The 25,115-nt window shown below is 65.8% G+C and carries 22 protein-coding genes; 7 read left to right on the plus strand and 15 right to left on the minus strand.

Annotated elements, in window-relative coordinates; all coding sequences use genetic code 11:
* Positions 1-104: 104 nt before the first annotated feature.
* Positions 105-2,225 carry a TonB-dependent siderophore receptor gene (locus tag A9J21_RS05325; protein ID WP_066732665.1) on the minus strand — a complete coding sequence of 707 codons (2,121 nt, stop codon included), beginning with the start codon at positions 2,223-2,225 and terminating at the stop codon, positions 105-107.
* A gap of 314 nt (positions 2,226-2,539) precedes the next feature.
* Here A9J21_RS05325 and A9J21_RS31375 point away from each other — a divergent pair, with 314 nt between their 5' ends.
* A complete protein-coding gene (locus tag A9J21_RS31375; RefSeq protein WP_156545675.1) occupies positions 2,540-2,710 on the plus strand; it encodes a hypothetical protein in 171 nt (56 codons plus the stop codon).
* Positions 2,711-2,823: 113 nt separating this feature from the next.
* The gene (locus A9J21_RS05330) at positions 2,824-3,906 is read left to right on the plus strand and encodes a calcium:proton antiporter (RefSeq protein WP_066732667.1); all 1,083 of its coding nucleotides are present in this window, start codon (positions 2,824-2,826) and stop codon (positions 3,904-3,906) included.
* Positions 3,907-4,011: 105 nt separating this feature from the next.
* Here the strand turns inward: A9J21_RS05330 and pcaD are convergent, their stop codons facing one another.
* The 4 genes from pcaD to A9J21_RS05350 are packed head-to-tail and all read right to left on the minus strand — an operon-like array spanning position 4,012 to position 7,273.
* Entirely contained in the window at positions 4,012-4,806 is a 795-nt protein-coding gene (gene pcaD, locus A9J21_RS05335; RefSeq protein WP_066732670.1) for a 3-oxoadipate enol-lactonase, read from the minus strand.
* Positions 4,796-5,788: a tripartite tricarboxylate transporter substrate binding protein gene (locus A9J21_RS05340; protein ID WP_066732672.1), complete on the minus strand. Its 993-nt coding sequence runs from the start codon at positions 5,786-5,788 to the stop codon at positions 4,796-4,798. Before A9J21_RS05340 ends, pcaD begins: the two co-directional genes overlap by 11 nt.
* A 31-nt stretch (positions 5,789-5,819) precedes the next feature.
* Entirely contained in the window at positions 5,820-6,098 is a 279-nt protein-coding gene (catC, locus tag A9J21_RS05345) for a muconolactone Delta-isomerase (protein WP_066732674.1), read from the minus strand.
* Positions 6,099-6,148: 50 nt separating this feature from the next.
* Positions 6,149-7,273, minus strand: a complete 1,125-nt coding sequence (locus A9J21_RS05350) for a muconate/chloromuconate family cycloisomerase (RefSeq protein WP_066732675.1) — start codon at positions 7,271-7,273, stop codon at positions 6,149-6,151.
* A 122-nt stretch (positions 7,274-7,395) separates the two neighbouring features.
* On the opposite strand from A9J21_RS05350, the gene A9J21_RS05355 reads away from it, so the two are divergent.
* Positions 7,396-8,277: a LysR family transcriptional regulator gene (locus A9J21_RS05355; RefSeq protein WP_066732676.1), complete on the plus strand. Its 882-nt coding sequence runs from the start codon at positions 7,396-7,398 to the stop codon at positions 8,275-8,277.
* Positions 8,278-8,343: 66 nt separating this feature from the next.
* On the opposite strand, the gene A9J21_RS05360 is transcribed toward A9J21_RS05355, so the two are convergent.
* The 3 genes from A9J21_RS05360 to A9J21_RS05370 all read right to left on the minus strand — a co-directional run bounded on the left by A9J21_RS05360 (position 8,344) and on the right by A9J21_RS05370 (position 11,135).
* Positions 8,344-9,486, minus strand: coding sequence for an OpgC domain-containing protein (locus tag A9J21_RS05360; protein ID WP_231906811.1), 1,143 nt, complete (start codon positions 9,484-9,486; stop codon positions 8,344-8,346).
* Between the two features lie 141 nt (positions 9,487-9,627).
* Positions 9,628-10,200 (minus strand): TetR/AcrR family transcriptional regulator, encoded by a 573-nt coding sequence (locus A9J21_RS05365; protein WP_066732680.1) that lies wholly within the window; start codon positions 10,198-10,200, stop codon positions 9,628-9,630.
* Between the two features lie 83 nt (positions 10,201-10,283).
* Positions 10,284-11,135, minus strand: coding sequence for a class II glutamine amidotransferase (locus A9J21_RS05370; protein WP_066732682.1), 852 nt, complete (start codon positions 11,133-11,135; stop codon positions 10,284-10,286).
* Between the two features lie 233 nt (positions 11,136-11,368).
* Between A9J21_RS05370 and clsB the strand changes: the two genes are divergently transcribed.
* Positions 11,369-12,607, plus strand: coding sequence for a cardiolipin synthase ClsB (gene clsB, locus A9J21_RS05375; protein ID WP_066732775.1), 1,239 nt, complete (start codon positions 11,369-11,371; stop codon positions 12,605-12,607).
* Positions 12,604-13,578: a lysylphosphatidylglycerol synthase domain-containing protein gene (locus A9J21_RS05380; RefSeq protein ID WP_066732684.1), complete on the plus strand. Its 975-nt coding sequence runs from the start codon at positions 12,604-12,606 to the stop codon at positions 13,576-13,578. The genes clsB and A9J21_RS05380 overlap by 4 nt, the downstream gene beginning before the upstream one ends.
* A gap of 71 nt (positions 13,579-13,649) precedes the next feature.
* On the opposite strand, the gene A9J21_RS05385 is transcribed toward A9J21_RS05380, so the two are convergent.
* Entirely contained in the window at positions 13,650-15,056 is a 1,407-nt protein-coding gene (locus A9J21_RS05385; RefSeq protein ID WP_066732777.1) for a dihydrolipoyl dehydrogenase, read from the minus strand.
* Positions 15,057-15,260: 204 nt separating this feature from the next.
* Positions 15,261-15,995 (minus strand): glutathione peroxidase, encoded by a 735-nt coding sequence (locus tag A9J21_RS05390; protein WP_066732686.1) that lies wholly within the window; start codon positions 15,993-15,995, stop codon positions 15,261-15,263.
* Positions 15,996-16,232: 237 nt separating this feature from the next.
* On the opposite strand from A9J21_RS05390, the gene A9J21_RS05395 reads away from it, so the two are divergent.
* Positions 16,233-17,969 carry a dipeptidase gene (locus A9J21_RS05395; RefSeq protein WP_066732688.1) on the plus strand — a complete coding sequence of 579 codons (1,737 nt, stop codon included), beginning with the start codon at positions 16,233-16,235 and terminating at the stop codon, positions 17,967-17,969.
* Between the two features lie 65 nt (positions 17,970-18,034).
* Here A9J21_RS05395 and A9J21_RS05400 read toward each other — a convergent pair whose 3' ends face one another.
* From A9J21_RS05400 to A9J21_RS05410, 3 genes are all read right to left on the minus strand, one after another.
* The gene (locus A9J21_RS05400; RefSeq protein WP_066732690.1) at positions 18,035-18,514 is read right to left on the minus strand and encodes a nuclear transport factor 2 family protein; all 480 of its coding nucleotides are present in this window, start codon (positions 18,512-18,514) and stop codon (positions 18,035-18,037) included.
* Between the two features lie 169 nt (positions 18,515-18,683).
* Positions 18,684-19,760 (minus strand): alpha/beta fold hydrolase, encoded by a 1,077-nt coding sequence (locus A9J21_RS05405; RefSeq protein WP_066732692.1) that lies wholly within the window; start codon positions 19,758-19,760, stop codon positions 18,684-18,686.
* A 296-nt stretch (positions 19,761-20,056) separates the two neighbouring features.
* Positions 20,057-20,359 (minus strand): hypothetical protein, encoded by a 303-nt coding sequence (locus A9J21_RS05410; protein WP_066732693.1) that lies wholly within the window; start codon positions 20,357-20,359, stop codon positions 20,057-20,059.
* Between the two features lie 438 nt (positions 20,360-20,797).
* Between A9J21_RS05410 and A9J21_RS05415 the strand changes: the two genes are divergently transcribed.
* Entirely contained in the window at positions 20,798-21,775 is a 978-nt protein-coding gene (locus tag A9J21_RS05415) for a hypothetical protein (RefSeq protein ID WP_066732695.1), read from the plus strand.
* Positions 21,776-21,841: 66 nt separating this feature from the next.
* Here the strand turns inward: A9J21_RS05415 and A9J21_RS05420 are convergent, their stop codons facing one another.
* Together A9J21_RS05420 and A9J21_RS05425 are read right to left on the minus strand one after the other, a co-directional pair.
* Positions 21,842-22,834: a tripartite tricarboxylate transporter substrate binding protein gene (locus tag A9J21_RS05420; protein WP_066732696.1), complete on the minus strand. Its 993-nt coding sequence runs from the start codon at positions 22,832-22,834 to the stop codon at positions 21,842-21,844.
* 190 nt (positions 22,835-23,024) lie between these two features.
* Positions 23,025-24,779: an FAD-dependent oxidoreductase gene (locus tag A9J21_RS05425; RefSeq protein ID WP_082926238.1), complete on the minus strand. Its 1,755-nt coding sequence runs from the start codon at positions 24,777-24,779 to the stop codon at positions 23,025-23,027.
* Positions 24,780-25,115 lie beyond the last annotated feature (336 nt).

A 25,115-nucleotide genomic window follows, 5' to 3' on the forward strand; every position in this document is an offset into this window, starting at 1 on the left:
CCTGGAAGTCTGGGTGTTTGGCGACTTCCAGTTTTCCAGACTCAGATCGGATGAACCACGGATACAACGTATTGAAGCTTCACAACTAGCCGGTCTGGCTACGCTCAGAACGCGGCGCGGGCCTGGATGTAGACCATGCGCGGTGCGCCCACCAGGCGGCCGGCATTGCTGTCGGTGGTGCGCGTGTAGTAGCGCTTGTCGAACAGGTTGTTGATGCCCACGGTGATGTCGGTGTTCTTGCGCTGCGGCAGCTTGAACATCGCCTGGATGTTCCACGTACGGAAGCCCGGGATCAGGCCGTTGCTGCCGTCCGCGCTCTCGGCCACCGTGTTCGCCAGATCGGCGTACTGCTTGCTCTGGTGCGTGGTGGAAACGTTGAACGTCCAGCTGCGCCAGTCGTAGCGTGCGCCGATCGTGTCGGTGGTGCGCGAGTAGAACGGCACGTCCAGCCCGGCCGTGGTACCCGATTTCTGGATGGCGCGCGTGTATGTGTAGTTGGCGTACAGGTTCAGGCCGCCCAGCAGGCTGGCGCGATCGAACGTGTAGTCGATGGCCGCTTCCACGCCGTCGTGGTCGGTGGCGCCGATGTTCTGGAACGTGGCCGGGAACAAGCCCGGCACCTGCAGGATCTGGTTGTCGAACTTGATCTTGAACGCGGTCAGCTCACCCTTGATGTGGCTGTCGGTCCAGCGCGTGCCCACTTCGAACGTCTTCGCCACTTCCGGCTGCAGCGGATTGTTCGGCGTCTGCGAATTGAGCTGCGTGTTCTGCACCGGCCCGAACGACGTGCTGTAGTCGGCGAACACCGTCCACGCGCTGTTCACCAGGTACGACACGTTGATCGACGGCAGCGCCTTGTTGTTCATGCTGTCCCACTGCGTCGCGGTGTTGCGCTGCTGGCGCGTGGTGTCGATATGCTCGAAGCGCACGCCCGGCACGATGCGCCAGCTGCCGTAGGCGATGCGGTCGTCGATGTAGACGGCATGGGCATCGGTGGCGTTGTCGAACGTGGTGGTGGGGCCGTTCACGCCGGTCTGGCGGTTCGTGCTGAACTGGTTGTCGTCGCCACGCTCGCGGATATAGCGGTAGCCGACCGTCACGTCATGCGTGGTCGGGCCCACGCCAAAACGCTGCGTGTAGCGCGGCTCGATGCCGAACGTGGTGTAGTTGCGCGGCTGGTGCGCAATCACCGTGGCGCTCTGCTGCAGCGTGCTCTGGCGATAGCTCTCGTTGAAGAACGTGCGGATCTCGAATTCCTGGTTCGCGGAGATCGTGTTCACATAACCCAGGTCGAACCCGTAGCGGTTGCCGCTCCAGTAGTCGTCGGGGCGTGTGTTCTGGAACGGGTCGGCGTTGTACTGCGCCACGCTCAGGCCGCCCGGCGTCTTCGACTTGACGTCGTAGTACGACACCTTGCCGTACACCTGCGACGTCGGCGTAATGTCGTACGCGAACTTCACGGCCAGGTCGTTCACGTTGTCGTCGCTGCCCTGGCGCCATTCGCGGCCGGTCATTCCCGAGTACAGCAGCGCGATGCCCAGCCCGCTGTCCAGCGTGGTGCCCACGAACGCGTTGTACTGGGTGTTGCTGCCGCCGCCTTCGGTGTAGATGTTCTCGCGCACCGACGCTTCGCCGCTGAACACGCCCGGAATCGGCTTGGTGTTGAAGTTGATGATGCCGCCCACGTTCTGCGGGCCGTAGCGCACGGCGCCGCCGCTGCGCACCACGTCAATCGACTCGATGTTGCCCAGGCTGACCGGGGCAAACGACAGCTGCGGCTGGCCGTACGGCGCCACCGCCATGGGGATGCCGTCGAGCAGCACTGTGGAGCGCGGCGTGTAACGGCCGGTCAGGCCCCGTACGCCGATATTGAGCGACACCGCGCTGCCGGCCGTGCCGGAGTTGTCGGTGGCCTGCACGCCCGGGATGCGGCGCATGACGTCGCCAATGCTCTGCGCCCCGCTCTGCTCGATCTGCTGCTCGCTGACCACCGTGCGTGCGCCGGCGAACGTCTTCACGCTGTTCTGCAGCCCCGTGCCGAGCCAGTTTCCGGAAACCTGCACCGTTTCGAGCATCTTTTCCGTCTCGCCGCCCTGCACCGGTCCCGCGGCGTCCTGGGCTGCCGCCCATTGCGGCGTCAGGCACAGCATCGAGACGGCCAGCGCCGTGGCGCACGGGGCAAGGTGGGGCGCGGCAAATGGCAGTCCGCGACGGCTCGAAATCATGGTCTTTCCTTGTATCAAGAAACTGACAAAGGCCACGAATGTAAGTGATAACGGTTCTCGTTTGTAGCCCAACTCCCAAAAGAAACGCTTAATGTATGCCGATGGGGACAATGTGTTGCCCATACACGACATTTTGTCGCAGATCGACCGTCGTTGAGCGCTCAAGCGTTCAATTCGCACCATCAATTTTTCAGTGCCGCACCCCACATTTGGGTGACCCCTCCGCCCCACCGATAGAGGGTGTGCGCCTTACCGGCCCGCACCCATACTGACCAGCCACCGGCCAGAAGAGCCGGACCAACCTGGGTCAGAACATGATTGCAGTCTCTTTTGTCGGATACGCGCTGGCGTTTCTGGCGGTGATCATCATTGCCGCCCGCTGGATCTACCGAAATCACCCCGCCCTGCGGGACGCCGATCCGCTTCCTCCGGCGCACCGCGAAGACGGCGCCAATGCGCCGCGAGGCGGCCCGCCGCGCGACTGATTCGCACATCGGCCGGGAACTGCCGCGCCCCATCGTTGCCTGAACCTCTTGCGCCCGCGCCACGCGGCGTGCACGCTCGCGCCTGTGAGCCACAAGAACAAAGGGAAAAAGACATGGCAACTTCCAACAAATTGCCGGCCTGGACCATCTGGTCCCCGCTGGCCGCCTGGGCCGCCTTCGGCCTGGGCCTTGCAATGACGGGGCAGGCCTGGCTGATCGCACTGATGTCGGTCGCCCTGGCCGGCGCGGTGTTTTCCGCCGTCCACCATGCCGAGGTAGTGGCGCACAAGGTCGGAGAACCGTTCGGCACGCTGGTGCTGGCGATTGCGGTGACGGTGATCGAGGTGGCGCTGATCGTATCGGTCATGCTGTCGTCCGGGCCCGAGAAAGCCGGCCTGGCGCGCGACACGGTGTTCGCGGCGGTCATGATCATCTGCAACGGCATTGTCGGCATCTGCCTGTTCGTGGGTGCGCTGCACCACCGCGAGCAGGCGTTCCAGGCGCCCGGTGCCAATGCCGCCATGGCTATCCTGGTCACGCTACTGGGGCTGACGATGGTGCTGCCTAACTTCACCAGCACCACGCCGGGCCCGGTCCTGTCATCGTCCCAGCTGGCGTTTTCGGGCGTGATGTCGCTGCTGCTCTACGGCTGCTTCGTGTTCGTGCAGACCGTGCGGCATCGCGACTACTTCCTGGTGGATGGCAGCAACGACGAGAACGTGCATGCGCCGCCGCCGCCCACGCGCGTGGCCGTGATCAGCAGCGTGCTGCTGGTTGTCTGCCTGGTGGCGGTGGTGGCGCTGGCGAAGCTGCTCTCGCCGTCGGTGGAGAAGGCCGTTGCGGACGCCGGATTGCCGGCAGCGGTGGTCGGGGTGGTGATCGCGGCGCTGGTACTGCTGCCCGAAGGACTTGCCGCCCTGCGCGCCGCGCGCTCGGACCGCATCCAGACTAGCCTGAACCTGGCGCTGGGCTCGGCGCTGGCCAGTATCGGCCTGACCATTCCGACCGTCGCCATCGTCTTCATCACGATCGGGCAGCCGCTGGAACTGGGGCTCAGCGCCAAGGAAATGGTGCTGCTGTTCCTGACGATGATCGTGGCGTCGCTGACGCTCGGCATGGGCCGCACGACCATCCTCCAGGGCGTGGTCCATATGGTGATCTTCGCCGCGTACCTGTTCCTGACAATCGTGCCGTAGGCATCGGCCGGCATCGATCGCACCCGCTCCGGCATAGCGGAGCGGGTGCCAGCAGGTGCTTGTGAAAGTTGCGACGGTTGCTACGTTGCAGCGGTGCTGCAGCGGCTACGCGTGGCCGATAAAGCCGATCACCGCGTTGCCGAACGCCTCCGGCAGCTCCCAGTTGGACAGATGTGCGGCCGGCAGCGCGACGTACCGCGCGCCTGCAATGGCTTGCGCCACCTCGCGGCCCTGGGCCGCCGTCGTCGCCAGATCCTGCTCCCCGGCAATCACCAGCACGGGCGCGTCGATCGCGGCCAGCAGGCCCCGCAGATCGGCATCGCGCACCGCCGCGCAGTTGGCGGTGTAGCCGGCAGCGCTGGCGGTTTCCAGCATGCGCCGCACCGGCGCCATCTCGTCGCGGCGCGTCAGCAGGTAGTGGTCGGTGAACCAGCGCGCCAGCACGCCGTCGACGATGGCGGCCATGCCATCGCGGTGTACCGTGGCGATGCGCGTGTTCCAGACCGATTCCGGCCCGATCAGCGCCGCCGTGTTGGCCAGCACAAAGCGCCCGAAGCGGGCCGCATGGTGGCGCGCCAGATACATCCCGGTCATCCCGCCCATCGACAACCCGCAGAAGTGCGCGCGTTCGATGCCGGCATGATCCAGGATGGCGATCACGTCGCCGGCCAGGTCAGTCATACCGAACGGAGCAGACGGCAGCGCCGAACGGCCGTGGCCGCGCGTGTCATAACGCAGCACGCGATAGTGCTGCGTCAGCGCCGCCATCTGCGGGTCCCACATTTCCAACGTGGTACCGAGCGAATTCGACAGCACCAGCACGGGCTTGTCCGCACCGCCCTCGATGACGTAGTGCAACTGGCGGGTCGGCTCCGTCGCCGCCGTCCGCTCAGTCGGCATGGATGCCCCGCTCGCGGATCAGCGCGCCCCACTTGACCGTTTCCCTGGCAAGGTGGTCCTTCAGCTGCGCCGGAGTGCTGCCAATCGGCTCTGCGCCGATGCCGGCCAGGCGCTGCTGCACGGACGGCTTCTTCAGCGATTCGAGCATGGCCTTGTTCAGCGTATCGACGACGGCCTGCGGCGTCTTTGCCGGCACGAACGCGGCAAACCACGGCGAGAGCTCGTAGCCCGGCACGCCCGCTTCGGCCACGGTCGGCACATTGGGCAGCGCCGACGACCGCTTGCTGGTGGTCACCGCAATCGCGGTCAGCTTGCCGCTGTCGATGTGGGGCTTGGCCGACGTGATGCTGTCGAACATGTAGTCCACCTGCCCGCCCAGCAGGTCGGTCATGGCCGGGCCCGATCCCTTGTACGGGATATGCAGCAGGTCCACGTGCGCCATCGACGTGAACAGCTCGCCGGCCAGGTGGATCGACGTGCCATTGCCGGCCGATGCATAGGTGTACTTGCCGGGCTTGGCCTTGGCGCTGGCGATGACTTCGGCCACCGTCTTCTGCGGATTCTTCGCCTTGTTGGTGACCAGCACGTTGGGCACCACGGCCAGCAGCGACACCGGCGCGAAATCCTTGATCGGGTCGTAGCTGAGCTTGCCGTACAGGGCCGGGTTCACGGCCATGCCATTGGCGACGATGATGATCGTGTAGCCGTCGGCCGGCGAGCGCGCCACCATCTCGGCGCCGATATTGCCGCCCGCGCCGGGGCGGTTCTCGACCACGATGGCCTGGCCCAGCGACTTCGACATGTCTTCGCCCAGCGTGCGCGCGATATTGTCCATCGCACCGCCCGCGGGGAACGGCACCACCCAGCGGATCGGATGGTCGGGATAGGCGGCATGCGCCGGCGCGGCTGCGGCAAACAGCAGCGATGCGGAAATGGCGAGTGCGGCCGGCATGCGGGCCGACCCTTGCAGCAAGGACTTCATTTGTCTCCGTTCCTTCTTTTCTGGTTGCCGATCAGCGGATCGACGACGGGTGCTTTGCCAGCGGCGTGACGTGGATCTTCATGTACGGGAACAGCGGCAGGCCGGCCAGCAGCGTGTGCAGTTCGTCGTTCGATTCCACATCGAACACGCTGTAGTTGGCGTACTCGCCCACCACGCGGTACAGCGCCTGCCACTTGCCCTGGCGCTGCAGGTCCTGCGCATAGGCCTTTTCGCGGGCCTTGATCTCGTCGGCCGTAGCGGCCGGCAGGTCGTGCGGGATCTGCACGTCCATCCTGACGAGGAACAACATGGGTGTGTCTCCGGTGTGTATTGGATGCGATGTCGGGCGGCGATATCGGCTCAGACGGCCTTGCGGCGATAGTGGCGCAGCTTGTCTTCGTCAATCGCCAGGCCCAGCCCCGGACCCTGCGGCAGATGCAGCGCAAAGTCCTTGAACACCGGCCGGTCCACCACGATGTCGTCCTTCACCAGCAGCGGGCCGAACAGTTCGGTGCCCCACGCCAGCTGCGGCAGCGTGCAGAAGCCATGTGCGGCGGCGATGGTGCCCACGGCGCCTTCGAGCATGGTTCCGCCGTAGAGCGCGATGCCAGCCGCGTCGCCCACGGCTGCCGTGCGCAGCATGCCGAAGATGCCGCCCGACTTGGCGATCTTGAGTGCAAACACGTCGGCCGCGCCCAGACGGGCCAGTTCCATGGCGTCTTCGGGCCCGGTCACGGCCTCGTCGGCCATGATCGGCACCACAAAGCGCGCCGCCAGCCGCGCCAGCGCCGCGCGATGCTCTCGCGGGGTGGGCTGCTCGATCAGGTCGATGCCGGCCGCTTCGAGCATGGCGATGCCGGTGGCGGCTTCGGCTTCGTTCCAGGCCTGGTTGACGTCCACGGTCACGCGGGCACGATCGCCCAGCGCGCGCTTGATGGCCGATACGTGCGCCACGTCGTCGCGCACGCTGCGGCGGCCGATCTTGAGCTTGAACGTGTTATGGCGGCGCTCTTCCAGGAAACGCTCGGCTTCCTCGATATCGCGGCCCGTGTCGCCGCTGGCAAGCGTCCAGAGCACCGGCAGCGTGTCGCGCACGGCGCCGCCCAGCAGCGTGACCAGCGGCACGCCCAGGCGCTTGCCCTGCGCGTCGAGCAGTGCCGATTCCAGTGCCGACTTGGCAAACCGGTTGCCGCGCGCCACCTTGTTCAGGCGCGCCATGGCGCCATGCACGTTGGTGGCGTCCTGCCCGGCCAGCGCGGGTGCCAGATAGGTGTCGATGGTCAGCTTGATGCCCTCGGGGCTCTCGTCGCCATAAGACAGGCCGCCGATGGTGGTGGCCTCGCCGATGCCCTCCACGCCGTCGCTGCAGCGCAGGCGCACGATCACCAGCGTTTGCTGCTGCATCGTCGCCATCGCCAGCTGATGAGCCCGGATGGTCGGCAGGTCGACCAGGATGGCCTCGATCGAAGAAATTGTCGCAGTCATACCTTTTCCATACAAAAACACACGTTGAACCGAGTATGGACCTTGACTTGACTGACGTCCAAGACCGAAGATGTCTCGATTCATACCTGCTGGGTATGCATCGACATGCCATATTCCCTGCCATGGAACTCCGCCACCTCCGCTATTTCCAGACTGTTGCCCAGGAACTGAATGTGACGCGCGCGGCAGAAAAGCTGCATATGGCCCAGCCGCCGCTGTCGCGTCAGATCCGTCAGTTCGAGGAAGAAGTGGGTGTGGCGCTGTTCGACCGCGTCGGCCGGGGGCTGAAGCTGACCGAGGCCGGCCGCTTCCTGCTGGAGCAATCGCTGCAGCTTACGCAGCGGCTGGAAGAAACGCTGGAAGGCACGCGCCGCATTGGCCGCAACGAAAAACGCTGGTTCGGCATCGGCTTCGTGCCGTCGGTGCTTTATGGCGTGCTGCCGGATCTGATCCGCGAATTGCGCGGTGACGACAGCGGGGTGGAGGTCGGCCTGACGGAGATGATTACGGTCCAGCAGCTCGAAGCGCTCAAGTCAGGCCGCATCGACCTGGCGTTCGGCCGGCTCACGTTCAATGACGCGGCCATCGTCCAGCAGGTGGTGATGGCCGAGACACTGGTCGCTGCCATGCCTGTCACCGCGCCGCCTCCGGCCAGGGCGTTCGACGCAGGCGATCTGGCCCGCCAGCCGCTGATCCTCTACCCCGCCCGGCCGCGTCCGAGCTATGCCGACCACGTCCTGTCGCTGTTCCGCGCACAAGGCCTGCAGCCGCGCGTGGTGCAGGAAGCCAATGAACTGCAGACGGCGCTGGGCCTGGTGGCGGCGGGCCTGGGTATCACGCTGGTGCCAGCGTCGGTACAACGGCTGCATCGCGACGACGTACGCTACGTGCCCATCGATGCGCCAGGCTTCATGTCGCCCGTGATCATGAGCTACCGCGCCGGCGACACGTCACCGCACCTGGCGCGAGCCATCGCCTGGGTGAAGAGCCAGGCCCGGGCATAGCGAATCCGGGGCCTGCGGCAGAGGCCGGCAGAGGCGGTGACACCCCGGCCGAAGTCCCCGCCCACCCTAGGCAGACACCAATTTCGACCGGGCCGCCACCTTGCGGGCTTCCTTGCGGCGGCCATACCAGCCGCCCACCACCAGCAGCACGGCCACGGCGATGATGTCGCCCGTCAAGGCCACGGGCCGCGTCGGACGGCCGCCCGCAAAGCCATAGGTCAGGCCTTCGATGCCCACCGACACCACGGCGCCCAGCACGAAGCAGAACAGGCTGTGGCGGCCGATCTGCACCACCGGGCCCATGAAGCGGGCCAGCCGCTCGACCCATCCGGCGCGCACGGCCAGGTACACCAGCCATGCCAGCCCCAGGAAGCTGACCACGCGCAGCGCGGCCAGGCTTTGCTTGGGCAGCGGGAAGGCCATCGCCGGAATCCATGCCGGCAGCCAGGCTTCATACAGGTGCGGACGCATCCACAGGTAGGCGGCGGCCATGCACATCAGCGCCACCACCACGGCCCCGCCCGTAAAGGCGCGGCGCACGATGGTCTGCTGCGGCAGCACGAAATCGGGTCGCAGCCGTGCCAGCAGACCCATGGCGAACATCAGTTGCCAGGCGAACGGGTTGAAGCTCCAGCCACGCGGTTCGCTGCTGGGCAGCAGCGGCAGCAGCGCGGGCGACATGATCCAGAGCGCCACGCTGCCGCAGATAAAGGCCAGCGGCTGTGCGCGGGCCCAGCGGATTGCCAGCGGCGCCAGCCCGATGAATACGGCGTACATCGGCAGCACATCGGAAACGAATGGCTGGCGGGCCAGCGCGAACACCTGCAGCAGCGTTGCCACCGGCTGCGCCATGAAATCAAGGGCCTCGGTGGCGCGTACCGCCGGCGCGGGAATCTTGCACATCGCCAGCAGGAAGCCGAACAGCAGCATCAGCACGCCGGTCAGCACGAACGCCTTGTAGATCTCCCAGCTGCGCCGGCGCAGACGCTTGCGCGCCGCGCTGGCGCCATCGCGCGCTTCCATCGCCAGATAGGCCGCGCCGGCCGAGCAGCCGGCCAGGAAGACGAACACCTCGGCGGCGTCGAAAAGCTGGAAATTGCGGATCGTGTAGTCGGCCAGCACACTGCCGTTGACATGATCGACCACGATGAAGAGCAGCGCGATGCCGCGAATAAGGTCGATCTCGGTGCGCCGCTGATTGTTGTTCACTGCGTTCACAGGCGTACATCCCAAAGCTTGCCTGCGGCTCGGGGGCGCCACGCGGCAATCACGGGGCGCATCTTACCGTGATCTCAGGGTTTACTCTGTATGGCTGTGTTTCAGCAGGTTACGGATGTGAACCTGCGCGATTCAAGTGGCGTATGCGGCGTGCAGGCGCGCCAGCGTGCGGCGCCCGGCATCCACCACGGCCGCATCATGCGTGGTCTGCGCGCGTACGATCATGCCCTCGATGCACACGATCGCCTCTTGCGCCACCTCGTCCGGATGCGACAGGCCCAGTTCACGGGCCGTCGCCCCCAAAAAAGCCTCCAGCGACGCCTTGTGGGACACCGCCTGCTCCAGCAACCGGGGGTCGTCGCCAGCGCCGCCACCGGATTCGGCCACCATGTTGATGAACGAGCAGCCGCGGTAGTCATCGGTGCCAAACCACTCGCCCAGCGTATCGGCCACGACGTCCAGGTTCGGGCGCTCCGCCAGGCGGCGTCGCACACCCGTTTCAAACCAGCTCATCCAGAAATCGTGGCGCCGCTGCAAATATTCGAAGATCAGATCGTTCTTCGATGAAAAGTGCCGATACAGCGACATCTTCGCCACCCCCGACTCGGCGATGATCCTGTCGATGCCGGTGGCGCGATAACCGTCGCGGTAGAACAGGCGTGCGGCGGTGTCGAGAATGCGGTCGCGGGCGGAGGGGGTGGCCATGGCGGGGATGTGAGAACTTCGGCGAGAAACAGCCGCATTATAGTAGACAGATCTGTCTCCGGACCCATCAAGGCTCACGGGATTCAGCGTCCCCCATGCTGATCCGGCATCCGTGGCGTGAAGCAACGCTGCTGGATATCGCCCCGCCGCGCCACGAGCATGGTGGACTCGGGGATTTGCTCCCAGACGCCCTGCACGTCGATCAGCGGCTCGGACAACACCAGGAACGCATCGTCGCCCGCGGCAATGATGCGCGGGTCGTCCGGATAGAGTGCCCGCAACTGGCGAAACGACGTGCTGTGGAATAGCGAGCGCGAATCGCGCTCGCTCGAATAGCGCGCCGCCACGATCTGCTGCCCGTCGGTCACGCAGACGGTCATGTTGATCGGATGCTCGATATCGTGGCGATGCCCGACCGATTCGATCAGCCCGACCATCTGTTCCAGCGCCCCTTGCGGATCACGCTCCAGCCCGAACGTCAGCGCCAGGAAGAACATCACCTCGGAATCGGTCGAGCCTTCGATCCATCGGAACAGATGCGGCGCCACGGACATCATCAGGTCGCGCCGCACCAGCGGATAGTCGCGGATCAGCCCGTTATGGGCAAACAGCCAGCGACCGAACCGGAACGGATGGCAATTGGTTTCCTGGGTCGGCGTGCCCGTGGCGGCGCGGATATGTGCCACGAAGAGCGGCGCCCGCACTGCCCGCGCCGCCTCGCGCAGGTTGGTGTCGCTCCAGGCCGGATGCAGGCATCGATAGCGGAACGGCAGCTCGGAATGCCGCCCGTACCAGCCGACGCCAAAGCCGTCACCGTTGGTCGTGGTATGCCCCAGGCGCGCGTTCAGACTCTGGTCGATCAGCGAATGCTCGGGCTGAAACAGCACAGCCTCCATCGGAACGGAACGGCCCGAATAGGCCAGCCAGCGGCACATGATGCCTCCTCCAGTCTGTGGGTGCGGGATCTTCACTTCAGCATAGCAAGTGGCCCGGCAGGATGCTGCCGCAGCGCAATCCGGGCCGGAATCCTGTGGCAATTCCTACATCGACTGCCCAGGATCGTCTTTCGATTTCACCAGGGAATGCGCCCGATCGATCACCGGAAGGGCTGCTGGTGCGCCATCCCGGCCAGCGTTCCACCGGGCACCAATCGTGCTACATGCCGGAAATGGAGCACGCATGGACCACTGGAAACCGCCTACGGCTGCTGGAAAACGGCGACGAGTACTTTCCGCGCCTGATCGCGGCTATCGCGGCCGCGCGGCGCACCGTGCTGCTGGAAACGTTCATCCTGTTCGAGGATGACGTCGGCAGGCAGCTTGGCGATGCGCTGGTGGCGGCGGCACGGCGCGGCGTCGCGGTGGACATGACCGTGGATGGGTTCGGCACCGCCGACCTGTCGCCCGCCTACATTGCTAGGCTGGCGGAGGCCGGCGTCGTCGTACGGGTGTTCGCGCCCGGGCGCCGGCTGCTGGGCAAGCGAACCAATCTCTTTCGGCGGCTGCATCGGAAGCTGGTTGCCATCGACGGCGATCTGGCGTTCGTGGGCGGCATCAACCTGTCGGTCGAGCATCTTGTCGAGGCCAGCCCGTCTGCCAAGCAGGACTATGCCGTCGAAGTCCAGGGCCCTGCCGCCCGCATCATCCACGCGTTCATGCTCGAAGCCAGCGGCGCCGCGCCAGCCCGGCCGTCGCGGCCACAAACCCGACCCGCCCGCCCTCCTCACCCCACGGACATTGCCCAGCCTGGCACGGTGCTGTTTGTCACGCGCGACAACCAGGCGCACCGCAATGACATCGAACAGCAATACCTGGCGGCGATTCGCACTGCACGGCGCGAGATCATCATCGCAAACGCGTATTTCCTGCCGGGCTACCGGCTGCTACAGGCCATCTGCAATGCGGCGCAACGGGGCGTGGATGTGCGCCTGGTGCTGCAGGGCCGGCCCGACATGCTGTGGGTGAAGCGCACCGTCGACATGCTCTACACCCACCTGCGCGAATCCGGTGTCCGCATCTTCGAATATTGCGAGCGGCCCAACCACAGCAAGGTGGCCGTGGTGGACGGCGACTGGGCCACGGTGGGATCGAGCAACCTCGACCCCCTGAGCCTGTCGCTGAACCTGGAAGCCAATCTCGTGATCCGCGACACCGCGTTTGTGGCCGCGCTGAAGGACAACCTGCGCAACCTGATGTCCCAGCGCTGCACCGAGGTCTGCGCCGCATCGCCAGCACACGGGGCGTGGTGGCATGGCATCGCCACCCCGCTGATCTTCCACTTTCTGCGCAAGTTTCCGGCGTGGGCAGGATGGCTGCCGGCCCATACGCCAAAAATCGCGTCACCTGTGGCGGCCCCCGGCACTTCGCCAGACCTGATGGTGCGCAACGCGCAACGGGACGGCCCATGATGACTGCCGCCAATCTGCGTCGGAGCCTGCGGCGCAATGTCCGATGGTCCATCGTCAAGCGCGTGGCGGGGCTGGTGTTCGTGGCGCTGGTGATCTACCTGATCTACCGCAGCCTGAGCGGGGTGGACTGGGCGCAGGTGCTGCAGGCGCTGAAGCGGTACGACGCGGCGACACTGCTTCCGGTGCTGGCGCTGGCCTGCGCCAGTTTCTCGCTGCATGCCTCGTTCGACCTGCTGGGGCGCCGCTATACCGGGCACCACCTGTCAACGCCGCGCGTGATGCTGATCGCCTTTATCGCCTATGTCTTCAACCTCAATGTCGGGGCGATGGTGGGCGGGCTGGGCATGCGGCTGCGGCTTTATTCGCGCGCCAACGTCAGCGGTTCGCAGGTGGCGGGCATCTACACCATCGCCATCATCACCAACTGGACGGGCTACATGCTGCTGGCCGGTGGCGTGCTGACACTGATGCCGCCACCACTGCCCGCCGACTGGGGCATCGCGCCGTGGATGCTGCGCGCCCTGGGCGGGGCGATGCTGGCATGCGGCCTGTTGTACTGGCTGGCCTGCGCCCGGGCCAAAACGCGCAGCGTGCGGTTCGGCCGGCACGTATTCAGGCTGCCCGGCTTCCGCTTTGCGCTGCTGCAGAACGTGCTGTCGATCACCAACTGGATTGTGCTTGCCAGCATCATCGATCTGCTGCTGCCCCGGGAGGTGAGCCTGCCCCAGGCACTGGCCGCCCTGCTGGTGGGCGCCGTGGCGGGTGCGCTGGCACATATTCCGGCCGGCATCGGCGTACTGGAAAGCGTATTTGTGGTGCTGCTGCGCCCCGTTGCCCCGGAGCACATGGTGGTGGCCGCCCTGATCGCCTATCGGGCGTTGTACTACCTGCTGCCGATGGTGTTTGCCACCTCGGCCTATGCGTGGATGGAGCTGCGTGGCGCGCGGAGCCACCGCGTCCAGCAGCAATGACCAATGAAAAAAGGGCAGGCAGCGCGCCCGCGCCACCTGCCCTTTCATCGTCAATCGGCCAATTCTGATCGTCAGGCTGCCACCTTCAGCTGTGTCAGCTTGGCTTGCGCATCGCGCAGGGCCGTGCGCAAGCCCTCTTCCACCACCGGGTGGTAGAACGGCATCGCCAGCATCTGCGAGATCGTCAGGTTCTGCTGGTACGCCCAGGCCAGCAGGTGCGCGATGTTCTCGGCGCGCGGGCCGATCCATTCGGCACCCAGGAAGCGGCCCGTGGCCCGGTCGGCGTAGACGTGCATCAGCCCCCGGTTCTTCAGCATCACGCGGCTGCGGCCCTGGTCCTCGAAACTGACCTCGCCGGTCACAAAGCGGCCCTGGACCAGGTCGGCATGGCGCTTGCCCACCATGGCGATCTGCGGATCGGAGAACACGACGGCTATCGGCGCGCGGCGCGTCAGCGGACGCAGGTTGGGCCAGTGGGCGGCATTCTCGCCGGCAATCCGCCCCTCGTCGGCCGCCTCGTGCAGCAGCGGCAGCACGTTGTTCGCGTCACCGGCGATAAACACCGCCGCATCGCCGCACTGCAGCGTGACCGGATCGAATACCGGCACGCCGCGGGCATCGAGTTCCAGCGCAGTGTTGTCAAGCGCCAGGTTGTCGACATTCGGGCGGCGCCCCGTCGCGGCCAGCACATAGGCAAAGCGCTCGGTCACCAGCTTGCCGGCCTCGTCCTTGAACGTGATCACCGCTTCTTCGCCCTCGCGGCGCATATCGGTCACGCTGGCATCGGGCAGCAGCGAAAACTCGGCATTGAAGGTTTTGGCCGCGTAGGCCCGGATTTCCGGATCGGACAGCGGGCCTACGCCCCCCCCGACGCCAAACACGCGCACACGCACGCCCAGCCGGGACAGCGCCTGGCCCAGTTCCAGCCCGATCACGCCGGGGCCGAACACCGCCACACTGGCCGGCAGGTCCTGCCACGAGAACACGTCGTCGTTGACGATCAGGCGGTCGCCGAACACCGCGAACGATGGCGGCACCGCCGGACGCGAGCCGGTGGCAATCACCACGCGGCTGGCCCGCACCACGGTATTGGCGCCCACCTGCAGCACCGTGTTGTCGATGAACTGTGCATGGCCGCGCAAGCGGTCTTCCTCGGGAATGCTGTCGACGCCGCTCACCACAAAGCCCACGAAGCGGTCACGCTCGCTGCGCACGCGGTCCATGACCTGGCGGCCGTCGATGCGAACCGGCCCGTCCACATGTACGCCGAATGCGGCGGTGTGGCGCGCTTCGTGGGCGGCCTCGGCGGCCGCGATCAGCAGCTTCGACGGCATGCAGCCCACACGGGCGCAGGTGGTACCGTACGCGCCGCCCTCGATGACCACGGCGCGCTTGCCGGCGGCGATGGCCGCGCGATACGCTGCCAGTCCGGCGGTTCCTGCGCCAATCACTGCCACGTCGGTCTGAATCGTTTTCATCTGCGTTTCCTGTTCGTGAGTCTGCTTTGCCATCAATCGGCGGATGGGATGGCACCGTCCTGCCATGGCGCGGCCAGGCGATGCCATCGGGTCCGGCGACTGCCGGCCCGCGCCGCCGGTGACCGGCGGCGTGTTGCGGGGGAGTGCGGGGGAAGAAAAGGTGCCCAGGACACCGGCCGGGGGAGCCGGGCCCGGGCGGGAGGATCAGGCAGCAGCCAGGTACTGTTCCAGCGCGGCAGCACCGCCCACCAGCTTGCCGTTGATGAACACCTGCGGCGCGGTCATTTCACCGGACATGGCGCCCAGCACCTTGCCGCGGATCTTGTTGTCGAGCGGCACGTCGATGTACTCGTAGCCCTTGTCCTGCAGCAGTTGCTTGGCCTTCGCGCAGTGCGAACAGCCGACCTTCGAGAACACCACCACCTGGTCCGGACGCTTGGCGTTCGGCGAGATGTAGTTCAGCATGGTGTCGGCGTCGGACACCTTGAACGGGTCGCCCGGTTCTTCCGGCTCGATGAACATCTTGTCCACCACGCCGTTCTTCACGACCATCGAATAGCGCCAGCTGCGCTTGCCGAAGCCCAGGTCGGCCTTGTCCACCAGCATGCCCATGCCGTCGGTGAATTCGCCGTTGCCGTCCGGAATCATCACGATGTTCTCGGACTCCTGGTCCTTGGCCCACTCGTTCATCACGAAGGTGTCGTTGACCGACACGCACAGGATCGCGTCCACACCAGCCGCCCGGAATGCCGGTGCCAGTTCGTTGTAGCGCGGCAGGTGGGTCGACGAGCACGTCGGGGTGAAGGCGCCCGGCAGCGAGAACACGGCCACGGTCTTGCCGTTGAACAGTTCGGCCGTGGTGACGTCCTTCCATTCATTGTTTTCACGGACACGGAACGTCACATTCGGAACGCGTTGGCCTTCACGGGATTGCAGCATCGGAATCACTCCTAGGGTTGGTTTGGCGCCACGTGTTGTGGCGATGGAGTGGATTCTCCAGGACTGAATGTGATCCGTAAAATTCATTGTCTCAACCGAATCGATTGAAACTTTCTATGATCAATAGGAGAAATCCGATTGTTTTTGACTATCGGGCAGGGTTTCGAATGCTTCCGCTCGCACATCGGCATCGCTATGATGCGGGCACACAAAAAACACGAAGGGACTTTCCGCTCCATGACTCGCCTGCCCATCCGGCTACCCGCCGCGACCCTGCTGGCCGCCACCCTGTTCGCCCTTGGCGCCACCAGCGCCACGGCAACCCCGCTGGCAAAGCCCGGACTCGACCAACTGGTGGCCAGCGCAACGGCCACGCCGCCCGCCAGCTTCAGCGCGTTCCTGGACGCCGCCGTCAAGGTTGATCCGAAACTCGCCGGTTCGGTGCGCGCCTATCGCGCCAAGCGGCCGCTCAAGGGCGACGACCTGGTCAATATCGGGCGCCTGCTGGGCGTCTACAACCGCGTGCACAACCAGCAGGCGGTGCTGGACAGCATCACCGAAATGGTGGCGCTGCGCACCGTGCGCGACGACAAGGTGCCGCAGCACGAGAACCCGGCCATCGTGGAGTTCGGCAAGCTCGTGGAGCGCATGGCAAAGGACTTCGGGCTGCAGTTCCGCAACGTCGACAACCGCGTGTTCGAAGTGACACTGCCGGGCCAGGGCAAGGAGACGTTCGGCATCCTCACGCATGCCGACGTGGTGCCCGTGGTGGCCGACGAATGGGTGCTCGACGACGGCACGAAGCTCGACCCGTTCAAGGTCACGCGCGTGGGCGACTACCTCTACGGCCGGGGCACCATCGACGACAAGGGATCGATTGCGGCAGCGCTCTTCGCCATGAAGACCGTGCGCGAGAGCGGCGTGCCGCTGGCGCGCACGATTCGCCTGATGATCGAGACCACCGAGGAAACCGGCGGCGACGGCATGAAGTACTACCGCGACAAGACCGCCCTGCCCGAGTACAACATCGTGCTCGACAGCAAGTACCCGGCGGTGGTCGCGGAAAAGGGCTCGGGCGCGCTGACCGTGCGCTTTCCGGACCAGCCCGCCGATGGCAGGCAGGCCGCCATCGTGTCCATGGCAGGCGCTGCATCGGCGAACGCCATTCCGCAGACTGCCACCGCACGCATTGCCGGCGGCGACCTCGGCGCCGTGGCCGCGACGCTGGACCAGGCGCGGGCGGCCTTCATCGCCCAGCACGCCGCACAGGGCAGGTTCGCCATCGATATCGCGCGCAATGGCGACGCCATCGACGTAAAGGTCACCGGTTCGTCTGCCCATGGCTCGCGCCCCGAGGAAGGCGTGAACCCCGTGCCGCGCCTGGCGATGTTCCTGCAGGCAGCGGGCGTCCCGTTCGCCGACAACCAGTACGCGCGGGCCACGCGCTACCTGACCGATCTGTACGGCATGGGCTACCTGGGCGAGAAGATGGACGTGGGTTATCGCGACGACTTCATGGGCCCCCTGACGATCTCGCCGACGCTGATCCGCGAGCGCAACGGCAAGCTTGAAGTGACGGCCAACGTGCGCATGCCGCGCGGCTCAACGCCAGACGCCCTGCGCGCGAAGATTGCCGAGCGCATTCAGGGCTGGGCCGCGCAGACCCATACCACGCTGGAGATCCAGCACGATCAGGGCGACTGGATGGCCCGCGATCCCAAGGGCGCGTGGCTGTCCACGCTGCTGAACATCTACGGCGACACCACCGGGCTCGAAGCCAAGCCCGTGCCGACGGCCGGCAGCACCACGGCCAAGCTGATGCCGAATGCCATCAATTTCGGCCCGGCCATGCCCGGCAAGAAGTACACCGCGCACAACGCCAAGGAGTACAAGGAAGTCTCCGACCTGAACCTGGACATGCAGATGTTCACGGAGATGCTGGTGCGCGTGGGCAACCTGCAGAAGATGCAGTGATCGACCGGTGATGCAGCGCCCCGCTCCCGACGCGCGGGAGTGGGGAGATAGCCGGCAGCAATACGTCAGAACCCCAGATCGCTCAGGCCCGGATGGTCATCGGGCCGGCGACCCAGCGGCCAGTGGTACTTGCGATCCGCCTCGCGGATCGGCGCGTCGTTGATGCATGCGAAACGGCGTTGCATCAGGCCGTTCTCGTCAAATTCCCAGTTCTCGTTACCGTACGACCGGAACCAGTTGCCCGAGTCGTCGTGCCATTCGTACGCAAAGCGCACCGCGATGCGGTTGCCATCGTGCGCCCACAGTTCCTTGATCAGCCGATAGTCGAGTTCCTTCTGCCATTTGCGGCTCAGGAAGGCCACGATCTCGTCGCGTCCGTTCACAAATTCGGCGCGGTTGCGCCAGGCGCTGTCGACCGTATAGGCCAGCGCCACGCGGTGCGGATCGCGCGTGTTCCAGCCGTCCTCGGCCGCGCGCACCTTGGCGGCGGCGGTCTCGGCGGTGAATGGGGGCAGCGGCGGGCGAACTTCAGGTTGGCTCGACATGGGCAGGCTCCTTGGGAATCGGAAAAAACGGAAAATCGATTGGGAAATCGGTAGCGAAAACGCGCAGATCCATATGTAGACAGATCTGTCTCATAGTGTTGGGTAGACAGATCTGTATGTCAAGCAGAAATTCGCGGAAATCCGAGGATCGCCGCTCGCTCTCCAGCCACTAGACGCGCTGCCGGTCAAACCCCGATTCGCGCGCCAGCACGATAGCCTGCGAGCGATTCTCGACCTCGAGTTTCGAGAAAATGCTGGTGATGTGGTTTCGCACGGTCTTCTCGCACAGCCCCAGATGGGCGGCGATCTGCGCGTTGTCGCGCCCCTGCGCGATCAGCACCACGATGTCGCGTTCGCGCCGCGTCAGTGCGCCAAAGGCCGGGTCGGTGGAAGGCGCCGGGGCAGGCAGGAAGGCGCGCACTTCTTCGATCCAGCGTTCCCACGCCGGCTCGGTTTCCAGCAGCAGGTGGTTGCCGCTGTCCAGCGGCACGAAGCGGGCATTGGGAATCATGCTGGCAAGCAGCCGCCCTTCGTCGAATGGCACGCGCGCGTCGCGCACCGCATGCAGCACCAGGGTCGGGCAGGTAACGAGCGGCAGCAGGTCCACCACGTCGATCTCGTTGAAGATGCGCATGAAGCGCGCCGCATTGACTGGCGACGTGGACACCCGCTCGAGCTCGTTGAACCAGCGGTGCTGCTCGGCGGTGCCGCCCGGGATGAACTGCGTGGTGAAGAACTGGCGGAATGCCGGATTTTCCTGACCCCAGCCAATCTCGGCCAGCCGGATCATCAGTTCAGCCTCCTCGCGCATGGCGTCGCCCTGGTTGCGCTTGAGCCGCCCGCGGGCGTAGCCGCCGTGCAGCACCAGATGACTGACGCGCCCGGGATGCGCCACGGCATAGGCCACGGCAATCGATGCCCCCTGCGAGATGCCCAGCAGCGCGAAGGGCTCCACGGCCATCGCGTCGACGATGGTTTCCAGGTCGCGCAGCCACGCGTCGAACGACAGGTCTTCGACATGGCGGTCGGACAGGCCGCAACCGCGTTCGTCGTAGCGGATCAGCGTGTGCTGTTCGGACAGCGCGAACAGCATGTGGCTCCAGACCGGACTGCCGACATCGAACTCGAGGTGGCTCATCCAGTTGGCGGCCTTCACCAGCGGCGGGCCGCTGCCCGTGATTGCATACGCCAGGCGTACGCGGTCAGGGCTGGTGCATAGGCGAATCTGCTGCTTGAGCATCGGCATGGGTGGGTCGCGCACGGGGCAGGATATGGGCGACGCGGTGCGCCGGCGCGCAACGGCCGGCAATGGTTCACCGCGTCCGGTCGTGCCGGGCGACTCACCTATCTTAGACAACGATCCCCAGCGCGCCGACATCGATACCGACTGCCGGCCCCGCAAAGTGCGGAAGGCCAGACGCGGTGCGTAGGTAGTGCGCCGGATGATGTACACCAAGGGCGGTGTCCCGCGACGGAAGCTGGAAGGTCCGGCCCGGCGGCAGGTGGTCTGCCGCCAGGCCGGACCCGGTGCGCTACAACACGTCAGGCCGCGCGCATCGCGCAGTCCCCCTGGGCGCCGACGCTGCGCGCGCCGTCGGTGTAGGCGTCGCGCGGCCCGATGCGGTTGCCGCCATCGCTGAATGCATCGCGGGGGCCCATGCGGGCGCCGTCGGCAAAAGGATCGAAGGTGCCACGCAGGCACACTGACTTGCTTGCGTGCAGCGTCGATCCATTCGACGGAACGAATACTTCGCTCCACGCGGCGTGGGCGGTCCGGGCAATGCCGACGGTCAATGCAGAAGCGGCTGAAACGGCAAGCAAGGTCTTTGCAACGTTGGTATACATCTCGACGACTCCAACTCTTGAACTCCAATCAGAAGGCAAACACGGACGGCCATTCGCCAGGATGGCATCGGCCGACCCGTGGAGTCATTGTCGGAAATCGCTTGCGACCGCGTACGTGACAGGTGTCCCGGTTTTTGCCGGGATCGCGGGGAAACCCGGTGCCAATGCGTGGGACTTCGGTCCTGTGCAGGCGAAAGGACCTGGCCGGTGGCGCGAGGAGGATGCCCGCAAGCCACGCCCAGCATGGCATTGCAGGTAGTCCTATCGTAATTCCCCGAGTAAACCCGCGCCAAGGACGCATGTCCCGCTTTCCGGTGCCGAATCCGATGAAAACGATTGCAGCCGGGACACCGGCCTCACGCGCGACACCCCCGAAACGTCCGAGTATCCGCCCCACGTCCTCCATGGGACGGATTTCACGTATCAAGGAGTTTCGCAATGCACGCTGTATCCCTTTCCGCCGACACACAACGCTACGCCCGCTGCATCGCCGCCTCACGCCGCATCCGCTGGGACATCGACCAGGACGTGATTCGCGACCGCACGTTCGACCTTTCGCACAAGTTCATGCCCGACGGCCTGTCGCTCGTCGACGAACTGCCCTTCCTGAGCGCGTCGGAGCAGCGCTTCCTGAGCCAGGTGCAAGGCCGTACCTACGCCAACATGTTCGGGCTGGTGGAACGCTTTGTCAGCGCCAAGGTGCTGGAGTTGACCGGGCAACATGCGCTGGGCGACCAGGTCGCGCTGGAGGCCCTGATCCGCTTTTCCGACGAGGAACTGAAGCACCAGGAACTGTTTCGCCGCATCGAGCGGCTGGCCGCCCGCGACATGCCCGACGGCTACCGCTTCGAGGCCCAGCCCAACGACGTGGCCGCATTCGTGCTGGGCAAGCGCACGTGGGCCGTGCTGGCCGTGATCTGCCAGCTGGAATTGTTCTCGCAGGCGCACTATCGCGCCAGCATCGGCACGGCGCCGGACCTTTCCGAACTGTTCAAGGACGTGTTCCTGTACCACTGGCGCGAGGAGTCGCAGCACGCGATCCTGGACGAACTGGAGTGGATCCGCGAGAACGCCCGCGTGAGCGACGCCGAGCGCGATGCGGCCATCGACGACATGCTGGCGATCGTGGGCGGCTTCGACGCCATCGTCCAGGCCCAGGCCCACGCCGATGCGGCCTACTTCATGCGCGTGATCCGTGGCGCGCAGGATGCCCCGCATGCACCAGAGGTGGAGGCGGTGGTGCTCAAGGCGTACCGCTGGACGTACATCGTGACGGGCATGTTCGAACCGCGCTTCTGCAAGCTGCTGGAGGAAATGACCACCGAGGCGCAGCGGGCGCGCATCCAGGCCGGTGCGGCGCCGCTGATGTACGCGGTGCCCGCCAGCGGCGCGCCGCAGCCGGCGATGGCGGCCTGAGCCAGCCGACGGCCCGCCAGTCTGGAGCTTTGGCTATCTGGCGGATCGTCGACATACCCCGGGGTGTTATTCGGGCGTGATCCCGGCCTGCTTGATCTGTGCCGCCCAGCGGACCATTTCCTTGCGCAGCATGGCATCGGCCTGGGCCGGGCTCATCGTCAGCGGCTCGAAGCCTTCCTTGAGCAGCCGCGCCTTCAGTTCGGGCTGGGCCAGTGCCGTGTTGAGCGTCTGGTTCAGCTTTGCCAGCACGTCCCTGGGCGTACCGGCCGGCGCGCTGACGATAAACCACGTCTCGAACGCGTAGTTCGGCAGGCCCGCTTCGGCCATGGTGGGCACGTCAGGCATCAGCGGCGAACGCTTCGGCCCGGTCACGGCCAGCGCGCGCAGCTTGCCGGCCTGCACGTGCGGCAGCGCCGCCGACAGCACCGGAAAACTCATCTGCACCTGGCCGGCAATCGTATCGACCAGGGCGGGGCCGCCGCCCTTGTACGGCACATGCAGGATGTCGGCGCCGGATTCGGTCTTGAACAGTTCGGCCGCCATATGGAACGTGCTGCCCGCCCCCGCCGAGCCAAAGCTCAGCTTGCCCGGCTGCGCCTTGGCGAGGGCAATCAGTTCCTTGACGTTTTTCGCAGGCAGCGCGTTGTTGACCACCAGCACATGCTGCGATGTCCCCATGGTGCCGACCGACGCAAAGTCTTTGGCCGTATCGAATGGCAGTTTGGCGAATAGCGACGGATTGACCGCCAGCGCCACATTGTTGATCGCCAGCGTGTAGCCGTCAGGTTTTGCCTTGGCCAGCTGGTCCATGCCGATATTGCCCGATGCACCGGCGCGATTGTCCGCCACCATGGACTGGCCCAGTTGCTTGCCCCAGGCGTCGGTAATCAGCCGGCCGGCAATATCGACACTGCCACCGGGCGCGAACGGCACGATCAGGCGGATCGGACGATTGGGAAAGCTGTCTGCGGCAAGCGAAGGCACGGCGGCAAGCGTGGCGGCCATCGCCGCAACGGCAATGCCCGCACGCTTCGCCAGGCTGGCGAAGGGAATACCCATGTTTTGTCTCCTGGTTGGTGCGCCGGGCTTGGGCCCGGTCGAATACCTGAATCGCCCCGTCCAGTGCGTCCTAGCGTTTTTACGATTTCCGGACAGGGCGCAGGCAGTGTAACCATGAAACAAAGCGCAGGGATATCCTCTTCAGAACGACATTGATGCCCTCAACTCACGAATCAATCACCGTCGGCGCTCAGACGCGGGCGTGTTCGAGCGTGGCCAGATAGTGATGAATCTGCGCCACAACGGCCGCGCCCTCGCCCACCGCGGCCGCCACGCGCTTGGTGGAGCCCGACCGGACATCGCCAATCGCAAACACGCCGGGCACGCTGGTTTCGAGCGTGTAGTCGGCCCGCTCGGTGCAGGAGTGATGCGCGTCGTAGCCGGTCATGATGAAGCCCTTGTTGTCGGTTTCCACATGGCACGAGCGCAGCCATTCGGTGTTGGGCGCGGCCCCGATGAACAGGAACACATGGCGCATCGGCACGGCCACGCACTCCGGCCCCTGCGCGCGCTCCTTGTACCTGACGGTGGACAGCCAGCCGTCGCCCTCCATGGCCGTGATCTGCGCATGGGTGTGCAGGTGGACATTCGACAGGCCCCTTAACCGGTCGATCAGGTAGCGCGACATGGTGGCCTCGAGCCCTTCGCCGCGCACCAGCATATGCACCTCGGCCGCATGCGACGCCAGGTACACCGCCGCCTGGCCCGCCGAATTGCCGCCGCCCACCAGCATTGCGTGTTCGTCCTTGCACAGCTTGGCTTCCACGGGCGACGCCCAGTAGTAGACGCCGCGCCCTTCGTACCGGTCGAGCGATGCGATCTCGGCGCGCCGGTATTGCGCGCCACTGGCAATCACCACCGTCCGCGTGGGAATGCGGCGGCCGTCCTGCAATTCGAGTTCGATCGGATTCTCGCCACAATGCAGCGCCTTGGCTTCTAGCGGAATGGCTACGTGGGCACCAAACTTGAGCGCCTGCACGAACGCGCGACCGGCCAGCGCCTGGCCGGAAATGCCGGTCGGAAAGCCCAGGTAGTTCTCGATGCGCGCACTGGCGCCGGCCTGGCCGCCCGGCGACCGGCAGTCGAGCACGGCCACCGACAGCCCTTCGGACGCGGCATAGACGGCCGTTGCCAGCCCGGCCGGGCCGGCACCGACCACAATGACGTCATAGACATGGCCCGGGTCGAATTCGGGCACCAGCCCCAGGCAACTGGCAAGCTGGCCTTCGTCAGGCGCGCGCAGCACGCTGCCGTCGGGGCAGATCACCATCGGAAAATCGCTCTGCGGGGCCTTGCTGATATCGAGCAGGCACGTGGAATCGGTGTCGGTCTCGATATCGATCACCCGGTGCGGATGGCCGTTGCGGCGCAGGAATGCCTGCAAGGCCAGCAGCAAGGGCTCCGTGCCCCTGCCAACCAGCACCGGCCCGCCCCCCTGCTCGATCAGCCCGACCCGGCGCAGGATCAGCGCCCGCATGATGCGCTCGCCCAGGTCGGCCTCGGCCACCAGCAGCGCCCGCAGGGCAGGCGGCGGAATCACCAGGATCGTCACGTCTTCCAGCGCCACGGCATCCACCAGCGCGGGCTTGCCGGTCAACTGTCCGACCTCGGCCAGGAATTGCCCCGGCCCTTCCTCGGTGATCGGAGTACGGTGACCAAAGCCGTCGCGGCGGTCGATCCGGACGCGGCCTGCCAGCACCACGTGCATGCCGCGCCCCGCATCGCCCACCTGGAAAATCAGTTCGCCGGCCTGCCACGTGCGTACCTGCCCGAAGCGCCGGATGCGGTCGATCTCCGCATGCGTCAAGGTGGGGAACATCTGATGGCGGCGCGTTTCCAGGTTCGAGAACGGCGCCTCGAGTTCGGTCAGCGTCGGCTCCGTGGCCGGTGCGTCAGCGGTGTCAGGATGGGCGTCGAGTTCCGACGTCGCCTGGGTCATCTCCATGCTTTCCCCCGTTGCTGTGAAGCGGCCGGCCGTGCCGGCGCGTAATGCATCGATCGAAGACTGCGACGACTGCGAAGACTGCCTGGCCGGTATCGCCGGCCGCGCTGGAAAAGATAGTAGCCCCGCCAGCGCCGAAACACATCCGGAGTTTGCTGCCGGCCGCAGCGGCACGGGCCCGCACCACCCTTGCGCAGGATCATGAAGCGCGGGAGAGCCTGCATGTATGGTTCTCGCCGCAACCTGTCGACACACGCTACGGCAGGGGCGTGCCACCTTCATGGCTATGAAAAATCCGACTGATTTCCAGAGCTTTAAATCATGGTGAGAATATTAAGC

Origin of the sequence: Cupriavidus sp. D384, from assembly GCF_001652915.1 — a bacterium.
GTDB lineage: Bacteria > Pseudomonadota > Gammaproteobacteria > Burkholderiales > Burkholderiaceae > Cupriavidus.